The 12,373-nt window shown below is 70.7% G+C and carries 6 protein-coding genes and 2 pseudogenes; 7 read left to right on the forward strand and 1 reads right to left on the reverse strand.

Translation table 11 applies throughout. The features are described from left to right. Positions 1–67: 67 nt before the first annotated feature. The 5 genes and pseudogenes from FBY35_RS03575 to FBY35_RS36875 form a co-directional block, all read left to right on the forward strand. Positions 68–1,192, forward strand: a complete 1,125-nt coding sequence (locus FBY35_RS03575; protein WP_142212378.1) for a hypothetical protein — start codon at positions 68–70, stop codon at positions 1,190–1,192. Next, positions 1,173–4,118 (forward strand): ATP-binding protein, encoded by a 2,946-nt coding sequence (locus tag FBY35_RS03580; protein ID WP_142212379.1) that lies wholly within the window; start codon positions 1,173–1,175, stop codon positions 4,116–4,118. The genes FBY35_RS03575 and FBY35_RS03580 overlap by 20 nt, the downstream gene beginning before the upstream one ends. Next, positions 4,115–5,248, forward strand: a complete 1,134-nt coding sequence (locus FBY35_RS03585) for a trypsin-like peptidase domain-containing protein (RefSeq protein WP_142212380.1) — start codon at positions 4,115–4,117, stop codon at positions 5,246–5,248. The genes FBY35_RS03580 and FBY35_RS03585 overlap by 4 nt, the downstream gene beginning before the upstream one ends. 12 nt (positions 5,249–5,260) lie before the next feature. Continuing rightward, the gene (locus FBY35_RS03590; protein WP_142212381.1) at positions 5,261–6,325 is read left to right on the forward strand and encodes a serine protease; all 1,065 of its coding nucleotides are present in this window, start codon (positions 5,261–5,263) and stop codon (positions 6,323–6,325) included. Between the two features lie 83 nt (positions 6,326–6,408). Continuing rightward, a pseudogene (locus FBY35_RS36875) lies at positions 6,409–6,656 on the forward strand (glycosyltransferase); the annotation flags it as partial. Between the two features lie 2 nt (positions 6,657–6,658). Here FBY35_RS36875 and FBY35_RS36880 read toward each other — a convergent pair. Then, positions 6,659–6,927 (reverse strand): annotated as a pseudogene (locus tag FBY35_RS36880) (hypothetical protein); the annotation flags it as partial. 629 nt (positions 6,928–7,556) lie between these two features. Between FBY35_RS36880 and FBY35_RS03605 the strand changes: the two are divergent. Continuing rightward, positions 7,557–9,248, forward strand: a complete 1,692-nt coding sequence (locus FBY35_RS03605) for a S8 family serine peptidase (RefSeq protein WP_142212383.1) — start codon at positions 7,557–7,559, stop codon at positions 9,246–9,248. A gap of 192 nt (positions 9,249–9,440) precedes the next feature. After that, entirely contained in the window at positions 9,441–12,356 is a 2,916-nt protein-coding gene (locus FBY35_RS03610; RefSeq protein WP_260848494.1) for a LuxR family transcriptional regulator, read from the forward strand. The last annotated feature ends 17 nt before the right edge of the window (positions 12,357–12,373 follow it).

Raw genomic sequence — 12,373 nt, forward strand, 5'->3', positions numbered from 1 at the left:
GTGGAAGCATGACAACTAGGAGATGGCCGTTCTCATGCTCCCCAGGGGGCGGCTGGGCAGGTGTGACATGCCGTTGGCCGACACGGAATGGGACCTCGTCACCATGTGGGTACGGGAGTACCTGCTCGACACCACCGAGCCCCACACTCAGCTCGTCCAGTATGGTTTCGCCCCGGAATTCGTCGCCGCCCTGCCTCTGACCGCTGTCAGCGCGGAAAATGCCCGCGCACTGGTTCAAGCTTCACGCAAAGACATCAAGGGCCAGCTCAAACTCGTCGAAGTCGTCGCCACGGTCGACAGACTCAGCGTCCTGCCTGAGGTTTCCAAGGTTCTCGAATTCCAGGACCGGCTGCGCGAGGACTGCCGCGTCCACGCCTCGCAGGACAACTTCCGCACCTGCGTCCTCAAGAACGGCACCGAGGTCTTCATCGACCGCAGGAACCTGCGCGAGACACTGCGTCAGTTCGTCGACGATCCCGAGAAATCCGTCCTGCTGGTCGACGGCGACGAGGACAGCGGACGGTCGTACACGTACAAGCTCATCCGCCATGTCGGTCAGCACTACGGATTCCGTCCCGCCCGGGTGACCCTGTCGCACACGTCCACCGCGGACAAGGTGGTCCGCCGTTTCGCCGAATTCGTCTCCGACCCCCGCTCGGGGGTCTCACCGCTGAACCCCACGGAGCTCAACGACCAACTGCCGTCGATCGACGACGCCGTGCACTGGGTCGTCGGCAGAGCGACAGCTGTCGAGGACCGCTTCTGGCTGGTCCTGGACGAGTGCGACAAGCTCGACCCCAGCTCCGATGTGTGGGACTTCATCGGTCAGCTGGCACTCGCCATCTACGAACACGCCGCCGTACGAGGCGACCAGGCACCCCGCCTGGTACTGCTCGGCTACGGGCCCTCGATGCGCCAACTCCCCTACGACCTGCGGGGAAGCATGTGCTGGGACACGGCCAAGGTTGCCGAACCCGCCGATCTGCGTACCTTCTTCGACCAGTACTTCCACGAATCGCCTCCCGGCTTCCTCGGCGGCGGACCGCCCGACGAGGCCACGATCACCGAACTCGTGGACGTGGCCGTCCAGGAGGTACTGCGGGCCGCGGAGACGCGCACCGGCAGCGAGAGCTACATGAGACGAGTCTGCACGGCGGCGGAGGGGGCGATCCGTGTCTACCGGGGCCTCTGAGGCGGGAAAGATCTTCGCTGCCCTGCTGCGCCAGGAACTCCGCGCCGGCGAGGGCGACTCCGAGACGGTCCCGGACTCCCGCGCCGCCTATCGGGAGGCCGCCTGTCTGCTCACTCGCTTCGACCCCATGCTGCTCCGGCTGCCCGGCGAGGACCACGCCTCCGGCGGCGCGGTCCTCGAACTGCTCGACGACTGCACCACCATGGGCATGGGCATGAAGGCACGAGCCGTCTGGGCCCTCAAGGCCGATGCCCGGGATCAGGCGCTGCGTGGCCTTTCCGGTCCCGAGGCCGCCCGGCGCGCGCTGGAGTGCAATCTCGACCAGTTCGCACAGGCGCCCGGGCCGGAACGCATCTGCCTGGCCTATCTGTCGGGCAGGTCGCACCAGCCGGCCGCTGAGAACGCAACCGAACTGGCCGACACGCTCCAGGCGGTGCTGTGGCTGTCCTGCGTGCCGGGCATGACCGGGCTGCCGGACGCCGGTGAACTCCAGCACACGCTGGAGCGCGCCAGACTCCTGGAGCCTCTCGAACGTCTCGTCCAGGCGCCCTTCCAGGGACGTACCGGCGAACTCGACGAACTCCGCGACTACATCGGCACCTCGCCCGATCCCGCCACGCCGGTCCCCCCACTGGTCATCCATGGACCCGGCGGCATGGGCAAGAGCACCCTGCTCGCCAGGTTCCTCCTCGACAGCATCCACGAACGCGAGCTCAGCTTCCCCTTCGCGTACATCGACTTCGAGCGGCCCACGCTCTCGATCCACGAACCGGTCACGCTCATCGCCGAGGCCGCGCGGCAGCTCGGCATCCAGTACCCGGCTCACCGTGACGAGTTGGAGGCACTGGCGTACGAATGTCAGCAGACGGCCCGCGGCCAGCGGGAGGGACAGGAACAGGTGACCCAGCTGCACGAACTCGCCACCACCAGAACCGTCCTGGGCCGCAGCTCCTCCCACGAGTTCCAGATCCGGGCCGCGGAGCGCGACACCGACCTCATCCGGCGTACCGCGGAACTCCTCGTCCGGGTGGTGGAAGCGGCGGGCATGGAGAACCCGCCCTTCGTTCTTGTCATCGACTCGTTCGAGGAAGCCCAGTACCGGGGTTCACCCGTGATGGGCAGGCTGTGGAGGATGTGCGTCACGTTCCAGAGCGTCTATCCGGGGCTGCGTGTCGTCGTCTCCGGGCGTGCTCCCGTCGACCATCCGGCACGGACCGTGACACCGCAGGACATCGAGCTCCACGAACTCGACCGGGACGCCGCCATCAGCCTTCTGACGGCCTGCGGAGTCACGGACCCCGTGATGGCGGGGATGTGGGCCGACCGTGTCGGCGGCCACCCGCTCAGCCTGAAGCTCGCCGCCCGGGCCGTCACCCTCGCCGGAGGCGAAGCCGAGTCGATGGGCGAACTGCTCAGCAGCATGCCGGCCCAGCGCCGGCAGTTCACCCGCCGCGTCGACCGCATGCTCATCCAGGGCCTCCTGTACGACCGCATCCTCAACCACATCGCGAACCAGGACGTACGCCGTGTCGCCCATCCGGGCCTGGTGCTCCGGATCATCACTCCCGAGATCATCAAGGACGTCCTGGCCGACCCCTGCGGGCTGCCCGTGGAGACCCTCGACGACGCCCAGGTGCTCTTCGACGAGCTCTCCCGCCTCGACCTCGTCGAACCGGCCGGGCCCGGCGCCGTACGGCACCGCGGCGACGTCCGCGCCATCATGCTGCGCCTGCCCGGCGGTGACCGCACCGGCGTGATGCGGACGATCGAACGGCGTGCCGTCGAGTACCACGCCACACGCGAGGGTCTGGAGGCACGCGCCGAGGAGATCTATCACCGCCTGCGCCTCGACGAGAACCCGCGATCGGTGGAGGAACGGTGGCTGCCCGGCGTCGAGCGGTTCCTGATCGGGGCGCAGCAGGACATGACCCCCCGGGCCGCGGGCCTGCTCACCGCAAAGCTCGGAGGCGGAGCCTCCGACCATGTCCTCGAGGGCGCCGACCAGGAGGACTGGGAGCGGATCGCCGCCCGTGAGGTCGAGGACCTGCTGGCCCAGGGCTTCCCCGAGGCGGCGCTCGTCCGGCTCGGTGAACGCAGGCCCTGGACGGCGTGCAGCCCCCTGCACTCCCTGCTGGCCGAGACGATGAACAGACTCGGACAAGGGGCACAGGCGCGGGGGACGGTGTCGCAGGCCGTCACCGCCGCGGCGGGCGCGGGTTGCGCCGAGAGACAACTGGAGTTGCTCCTGCTGTCCGCCCGCCTCGCGGAGGAGGCGGGCGACGTGGAAGGCGCGGGCGACGACCTGCGGGCGGCGGAGGACATCGCGGTCGACCTCGGGCAGGATCTCGAAGCGATGGGCGCGTTGCTGGCCCGGGCCCGGCTCGCCGCCGGCGCCGACGAACCCGATGCGGAAGCCGACAGCAGACTCGCCGAGAGGCTGCATCGGTTGCCCGACGCCGTACTCGCCGACCAGCCCGCGCTCGTACGCGCCGTCGCCTCACAGATCTACCCGCAGGACCCCAACGCCCTCGGACACGCGCTGGACGTCGTGGGGCTGCCCGGGGACGACGAGGCGCTGGAGACCCTTGGAACGGCCATGCGCCGCGCGGCCGCCCGTCAGCCACGCCTGCTCGGTGAGCTGATGGACATCCTCCGCGATGCTGCGGACCCGGCCGGCCCGCACGCGGGAACCGGCCCCTCCAGCACAACCGAAATCCTGCGCCTGGCACGCGACCGCGGCACCCTCGACCCACTCGCCCAGCGGCTGCTGGCCGTCGACGACGAAAGCGGTGAGATCGCGGCCGGGGTTGCCGCCGCCATGAGGGTGGGCGCGAGCGGCCTTCCGACGCCGAGCTCCACGGCCCACACGGCGGAGCCGGAGAACGTGAGCGAAGGGAACGGCCCCCCGCGGCCTGGTCGGTCATGAACAGCTACCTCACGGCCCACGAGATCCTCCAGGTACGCGACGCCGCCCTGGAGACCGGGCTCGCGGACCCCATGGTCCGGCCGCTGCTGTTCGACGGGATCATGCCCAAATACCGGGGCACGCTGCCGATGCTTCCGGCTCCAGGGCGGCAACTGCACTCGGACCTCAACGAGATGAACCGGGTCGAACGGCTCGTCGACGGTTCCGTCCCGCTGGAGATCTGGCTCCGCAACGCCATCGCCCAGACGACCGAAGCCGAACCGCTCGCCCTCCTCCAGCGGACCCTGGACGATGTGGCGCGCAGCGCGGGAGGAGAGCCGGACATCATGGCGGGGATGCCCGGCTCGGACATCCGGGAGATCAAGGAGGAGATCGTCCACCGCGACGACACGGTCCCCTTCGACTTCCTGCGGGGCGGCGACCTGGCGGGCACGGCGGTCGCGCGTATCAAGGTTCCCCCCTATCAGGGAGGGGCCCCGGTTCAGCCCAACGGATTCCCGCACTCCGGCACGGGATGGCTCATCGCCCCGGACCTCCTCATCACCAACCACCATGTGGTCAATGCCCGGTCCGGCACGGGGGCGGGACGTCCCCGGGCCGATACCGAGGACCTGCGCCTGCAGGCACAGCACGCGCGGGCGCGGTTCGACTACGACACGGACGACGTGGAGACCGAGGAGGCCACCGTCAGCGAGCTCGTCGCCACCGACCCGGAACTCGACTACGCGATCGTACGGCTGACCGCCGAGCCGTCACGGCCGTCGCTGAAGCTGGCGAGGGAGCCGCTGGCCCTCGCCAAGGGCGACGTCGTGGCCGTCAACATCATTCAGCACCCGGGCGGAGCGCCCAAGCGGGTCGCGCTGCGCAACAACCTCGTCTACGCGGCCGACGGGAGCGACGTGCGCTACTTCACCGACACCCGCGGCGGATCCTCCGGATCGCCCGTGTTCACCGACGACTGGAAGGTGGTGGCACTTCACCGGGGCACACGGCGCGTGGAGGACGTGATGTTCCAGGGCAGGACGACGGCGTTCGTCAACGTCGGCACACAGATGGACATCATCATGCGCCACCTGAAGTCGAACAGCCCCGGCATTCATGCCGAGATCGAGAAGGCACAACACGACTGAGGAGGGCGAGAGATGGGCAGCCGGAGCAGATCACCGGTGGCGACCGGTCCCGAGCAGGTCTTCACCGATCTGCGCGACGTCGCGCAGCGGGTACGGGAGGGGCTGTGGCAGGAAGTACCCGAGTCCTCGGAGGAACTCCCCGCCGAAAAGCATGCCGCCGGAGAGATATCCCAGTTCGCGCAGCAGGAACGGGACCGCGTTCTGTCCGCGGGCGCGAACGGTCTGGACAAACTGGCCGAGGGGCGCGAGGACGAGATCAGTGACGACGAGTCCTTCGGCATGGAGGCGATCGTCCTGCTGGAGGGCAGACCCGCCATTCTCGTCCAGAACCACGACTTCGCCCCGCAGGGCGGCGACTGGGCCGTCCTGGACGGCCATCGGGACGCGATCCGCGAGTCGATCGCGCGCGTGGGCCGGGTCGAGGTCTCCGGTCACGCGAGCCTGGACTGGCTCGGCACGGCCTTCCTCGTCGGCCCGGATGTCGTGATGACGAACCGTCATGTGGCGGCGGAGTTCTCGCGCGGTGACGGCGCCGGCTGGACGTTCCAGCAGGGCATGAGCGCCCGGATCGACGTGGCGGAGGAGTACGGCGCGCTCCCGGCGAGCAGCGAACCGGCGTACGAGATCACCGAGGTGATCGGCATCCATCAGGACGTCGACATGGCTCTGCTGCGCGTCTCCCCCGCGGCGGGTGGCACCGCGCTGCCGACCCCACTCGCGGTCGCCGCCGACGTGCCCGCGGATCTGCCCGGACGTCCGGTGTACTGCATCGGCTATCCGGCGTACGACGGCCGTCGCAACGAACCGGAGTCGATGCGCAGAATCTTCATGGACATCTACAACGTCAAACGTCTGCAGCCCGGCACCACCACGGAACTCCGGCCCGAACAGAGCGTGATGATGCACGACTGCTCCACGCTCGGGGGCAACAGCGGCTCCCCCGTCTTCGACCTCACCGATCACCGCGTACTCGGCCTGCACTTCGGCGGCCGGTACGGCTTCGGCAACTATGCCGTGCCCCTCTTCCAGATGGTCGACGATCCTCTGCTGGACCGCGCCGACGTCAACTTCGTCTGAATCGCGGGCCGGGACTCCCGGCGCGCGCCTCGGGCGGCCGTGCCCGCGCTCTCGCCATACTGGCCGTCATGCGCGTGGCAGTGATGACGGCGGGCTCCCGCGGCGGTGTCGCCCCCTGCACCGGACTCGGCCAGGGCCCAGCACGGTCCGGGTACGACGTCACCCTCGTCACCACACGCGCCTCGCGCCTCTCGTCTACTCCGCACACGTACGTTTCCATCCACTGCCCGTAGACCCGCGCACCGCACTGGAATCCGCAGCGGGCCGGGCTCTGCACCGCAGCGCCACCGGCGCCGGAAAACTGCTCCGCGTGGTCGACCTGGCGCGGTCGGCGCCCTTGCCCCGCAGCGTCGCCAGACGTCGCCGCTGTCGCAGATCACCGACGATGCGGTCGTGGACCTCCTCGACCGAGAGGTCCTGCAACTCCTGGTCGTACAGAAGCCCTTCGGGCATCGCGCCGACGCCATCGCGTACCGCCAGCCGTTGACGACATAGTGGGCCGCGACATTGAACAGGAACGGGTCGCGCGCGCCGCACCGCTCGCCGCGCCGCAGGGCCGCGTGCAGCATCTCGTGCCCGAGGATGAACCAAAACAGCTGGTCAACATCGCAATTCTCCTCCCGCGTGTGCGCGGTGGATGACAGATGTGCCGGTCGCCTTCAGCATGCCAGCCACCACTGACACTGCGCCGTTCCGCGCGCCGCGACACCTGCCGCATGCCACGCGTGCGAAGTGTGTCGTTATCTCCCCATATGGCCCGACGGGCCGTCAGCCCGGGGGCACCGCCCCCGCCTCGCCCCGGTCCCTCCCCGTCACCCCCACCGGGGGTGACAAGGGTTTTCCCCGTATCGAGTTCATCTCCGCGTTCCCTACTGTCTGCCGCACCGGCGGATCTCATCTTCTGACCCTTAAGTGTCAGGTGCATGTAAATCATGGGTTTCCGTCCGGTGGCGGCCCTTGACCAGGGGCCGTCGCACGGGCGGGCGGCGCACGGGCAACACCCGGCCCAAGGGCACCGCGGGTCGCACCCCCACAGCGAACCGTGGCTCCTGCGCCGCCCGCCCGCGCTCCGCACCGTCAGTGGAAAGGGAACACCTTGAACGGTTCCAGACGGAGACTCATATCCGTCGTGGCCGCGAGCGCGACGATCGCCGCCGTCGCCGCGACGTCGTCCGTAGCACTCGCCGCCACTCCCTCGCCCTCCCCGAAGCCGGCTCCGGCCGCCCAGGCGATGACCTCGCTGCCGACCGCACCGGTCGAGAAGGTCATCGTCACCTACAAGGCCAAGACGGCCGAGGCGGGCTCCAACGCGGCGGCGAAGACCGACGCCGCCGCCAAGGGCGCCAAGACGGGCGAGAGCCTGTCGTTCGAGCGCCGTCTCGCGGGCGGCGCCGCCCTGATCGACCTCGGGGGCGAGACGTCCAAGAAGGACGTCGCCGAGGTCATGGACGCCTTCCGCGCCGACTCCTCGGTCGCGTCCGTGGAGCCCGACATCCGTGCCTACGCGATGGCGGTCACCCCGAACGACACCGAGTACACCAAGCAGTGGGACCTGTTCGAGGCCACGGGCGGCATGAATGTCCCCGGCGCCTGGGACAAGTCCACCGGCAGCGGCGTCACCGTCGCCGTGATCGACACCGGCTACGCGGCCCACACGGACCTCGCGTCGAATGTCGTCTCCGGCTACGACTTCATCTCCACCGCCGCGGACGCCCGCGACGGCAACGGCCGCGACAGCGACGCCAAGGACGAGGGCGACTGGAACGCCACGGACGGCGAGTGCGGCACCGGCTCCAAGGCGAGCAACTCCTCCTGGCACGGCACCCACGTCGCCGGCACCATCGCCGCAACGACGGGCAACAGCAAGGGCGTTGCGGGCATCGCGTACAACGCGAAGATCCAGCCCGTGCGTGTGCTCGGCAAGTGCGGCGGCTCATCGGCCGACATCGCCGACGCCATCACCTGGGCGTCCGGTGGCACCGTCCCCGGCGTCCCGGCGAACCCGACGCCCGCCAAGGTCATCAACATGAGCCTCGGCGGCGCCAGCTCCACCTGCCCCAGCGTCTACCAGAACGCCATCAACGGCGCCGTCTCGCGCGGCACCACGGTGGTCGTCGCAGCGGGCAACAGCAACGCCAACGCCTCCGGGTTCACCCCCGCGAACTGCGCCAACATCATCAATGTGGCGTCCACCAGCCGTGAGGGCAACCGTTCGTTCTACTCGAACTACGGAAGCATCGTCGATGTCGCCGCGCCCGGCGGCGAGACCCGCCGCGCCACCGACACGCCCGGCACCGTCACCACCCCCGAGAACGGCATCCTCTCCACGCTGAACTCGGGCGCCACCACCCAGTCGACGGAGACCTACAAGCCCTACCAGGGCACGTCGATGGCCGCCCCGCACATCGCCGGGCTCGCCGCGCTCCTCAAGTCGGCCAAGAGCACTCTCACCCCGGCCGAGATCGAGGCCGCGATCAAGAGCAACGCCAGGCCGCTTCCGGGCACCTGCACCGGTGGCTGCGGCACCGGTATCGCCGACGCCACCAAGACCGTGAACGCGGTCACCGGCACCCCCGGCGGTACGACCTTCACCAACGCCACGGACGTGACGATCTCGGACAACTCGACCTCGACCTCGTCGATCGCGGTCACCGGCCTCACGGGCAACGCCCCGGCCGCCCTCAAGGTCGCCGTGGACATCAAGCACACCTGGCGCGGCGACCTGGTCATCGACCTGATCGCCCCGGACGGGACCGTGCGCAACCTCAAGACCTCCTCGGGCTCGGACAGCGCCGACAACGTCCTCGCGACGTACACGGTCGACGCGTCCAGCGAGGTCGCAAGCGGCACCTGGAAGCTCCGGGTCCGCGATGTGGCATCGGGTGACACCGGCTACATCGACAGCTGGAGCCTCACCTTCTGAACCACCCCGAATTACTGCATCATTGCTGGTCAGGGGCGCGTCCGCGGTAGCTCACCGCAGACGCGCCCCGTCGCCTGTCCGAGGCCCGGAGTCCGCATGCCGGACACCGGGCCTGGACTACGCGGGCCTGGTTCGTATTCTCTGCACACGTGGGCAGGGGGTCCGCGCACGCCGGAAGGTGGTGGTGGGCACGTGGCAACGGCGGCGTACCGCCCTGCGCCGGTCGGGCGGGTGGAGCTCCTCGCCCGGCTCGAACGGGTCCTCAACAGCCGGGGGCGCGCCCTGCTCACCGGCCCTGCCGGGGTCGGTAAGACGGAAGTCGCTCTGGCCACCGCCGCGCGTGCTGAGTCACGCGGCGAACGGGTGCTCTGGCTCGCCACGCTCCCCGCCGACCGGGACATACCCGGCGCCGCGGCCGCAGCCCTCGTCGCCTCCATCACCGCAAGCGTGTCCTGGCCCGTGCCAGGGACGCCCGGCGGGCCCGGAGCTCCCGCCGGTCCGGGCGGCTTCGACATGCTCGAAGAGCTGCCAGGTCCGCAGCGGAACGCCGTCGCCATGCTGTGCCGCGAAGCACCGATCCCGGAGGACGGCTGGGATCCCATCGCGCTTCGGCTGGCACTCGCCCAGATCCTGCGGACCCTTGCCGCGCGCGGTCCCGTCCTGCTCGTCGTGGACGGTGTCCAGCGCATCGACGCCGACAGCGCCGACCTGCTGCGCTTCGCCCTCCATCTGGCCCCGGCCGGGCTGCGGGTCATCGCCGTGGAGACCCCGGCCGCATACGGCTCCGACCCGGCCGGCACCGATGTGCCGCAACCGGACGGGGCGGACCCGGAGCCCCTCTGGGTGCCCTCCGAGGCCGATGTGCTGTTCGTGCCGCCGCTGCACGCCGACGAGATCGCCGAACTCCTCGTCCACCACCGGCTGCCGTCCCGGATGGCCGGGCGCATCCACAGGGCGAGCGGCGGCAATCCGCGGCTCGCGCTCGCCGTCGGCCGTTCCCTCGCCGACGCGCGGACGCCGGTGCACCACGCCGAGGCGCTGTCCCTGTCCGGCCGTGCGCGCGATCTCGCCCGGCAGCTGCTGGGCGCCGCCTCCCCGGCCGTACGCCGCACGCTCCTGCTGTCCGCTCTGGCGCTGCGGCCGACGGCGTCCCTGATCCGCCGCGCGGGCCGCCTCACCGCGGAGGCCGACCTCGCGGCCGCCGAGCGGGCCAACCTGATCTCCCTCAAGGAGGACGGCACGGTCGCCTTCACCGCCGGCGTGCTGCCCTCCACTCTGGTGCACGACGCCTGCTGGACCGAGCGCAGCGACGGTCACTCCGCGCTCGCGCGCGTCGTGGACGACCCCGTCGAGGCAGTACGGCACCGGGCTCTGGCCACCGACGTCCCCGACGAGGATCTTGCGGCACAGGTCGCGGCGGCGGCCGAGACCGCACGCCGCCGCGGCAACAGCGCGCTGGCGGCCGAACTCGCCATGCTCGCGGCCGAGTCCACCCCCGTCGGGCTCGGTGCGCAGCGGATCACGCGGCTTGTCGACGCGGCCGAGGAGGCGGCCCGCGCTGCCCGCGCCGATCTGGCGATGCGGGCCGCGACCGATCTCCTCGCCCGCGACGCCGCGCCCGCCGACCGGGTCCGCGCGCGGCTCGCGGTGCTGGACACGGCAGGGCAGGGCCTGAGCGACCTCGACGAGATCTACGTACACGCGATGGAGGACTCCGAGGGCGACACGGCGCTGCGGGCGGCCGTGCAGCTGCGGCTGGCGGTGAAGTACGTCCTGGCGGACGGCGATCCCGTACGCTCCCGGGCCGCCGCCGTTGAGTCCGCCGCGCTGGCCGGATCGGTGGGCGACCGCAAGACGGCGGCCAGGGCGCTGACGGTGCGGGCCCGGATGGAACGGGTCCTCGGCGCACCGGACGCGGAGCGGATTCTCGCGGAGGCGCGAGCCCTGGAGGTGTTCGAGCGCCCGCTCGGTATCCGTAACACGGCACAGATTCTGACGATCCGTCATGCTCTCTTCGACGACCGTCTCGCTGACGCCCGCGACCAGCTCAACGCCTTGCTGCCGCTGGTGGAGCGCCGTGGCCCGGTGGAGGACGCCATCGAGCTGTTCCACACGCTCGCGGCGGTCGAGGCCCGGCAGGGGCAGTGCGCGGCAGCGCTCGCGCACGCCGGAAAGGCCCTCGCGCTGACCCTGGAGGCCGGTCTCTCGCCCGGCCCCGCCTGGTACACGCTCGCTCTCGCCGAGACGGCGGGCGGCAGCTTCGCCCGCGCGGCCAGCTATGCCCGGCGCAGCGTCCAGGCATCCGAGGAGGAGTGCGATCACGTCTTTCTCTCCCGGAGTCTGTACGCACTGGGCCGCGTTCAGCTCGTCGCCGGGGATGTGGGCAACGCTCTGGAGACGCTGCGCCGGGTCCAGGTCGCCGAGCACGCCCAGTCGACCGTCGACCCCTCCATGCTGCGCTGGCACGAGGAGCTGGCCGAGGCGCTGCTCGCGAACGACGCACCGGAGGAAGCCGCGAGCCTGCTCGCCGGTGTACGGCCGGTGGCCGAGCGCCTGGGCCGTACGACGGTCCTGCTCGGCTGCGACCGGGCGTACGCGCTGTACCTGGCGGCGAGCGGCAAAGCCGAGGAGGCGGCGTGCCTGCTGACCCGGACCGCCGACCGCTTCGACACGGCGGGTCTGCCCTTGGAGCGCGGACGGGCACTCATCGCGCTCGCGCGGGTCGAGCGCCGTCGCCGACGGCGGTCGGCCGCCCAGAACGCGCTCCAGTCGGCGGCCGCGCTCTTCGAACGGGCAGGAGCAACCCCCTGGCTGGCGCTGGCGGCGGAGACAGTGTCGTCGCGGGCAACCGAACCCGACGCCGCCCGCGGCGGCGCACCCGCCTCCCTCACGGAGGCGGAACTGCGCCTCGCGCTGCTGGTCCGCGAGGGGGCCAGCAACCAGGAGGCGGCGGCCAAGCTGTATCTCAGCGTGAAGACGGTCGAGGCGCGTCTGACCCGCATCTACCAGAAGCTGGACGTCCGTTCGCGCGCGCAGCTGGCGATCGTCCTCAATGCCTGGCCGGGCCACTGGGCGGCGGAAACCACGGACGGCCCGGCGGGAGGCTGATCCCGCCGGGCCGGTCC

The sequence above is a fragment of the Streptomyces sp. SLBN-118 genome (assembly GCF_006715635.1).
GTDB lineage: Bacteria > Actinomycetota > Actinomycetes > Streptomycetales > Streptomycetaceae > Streptomyces.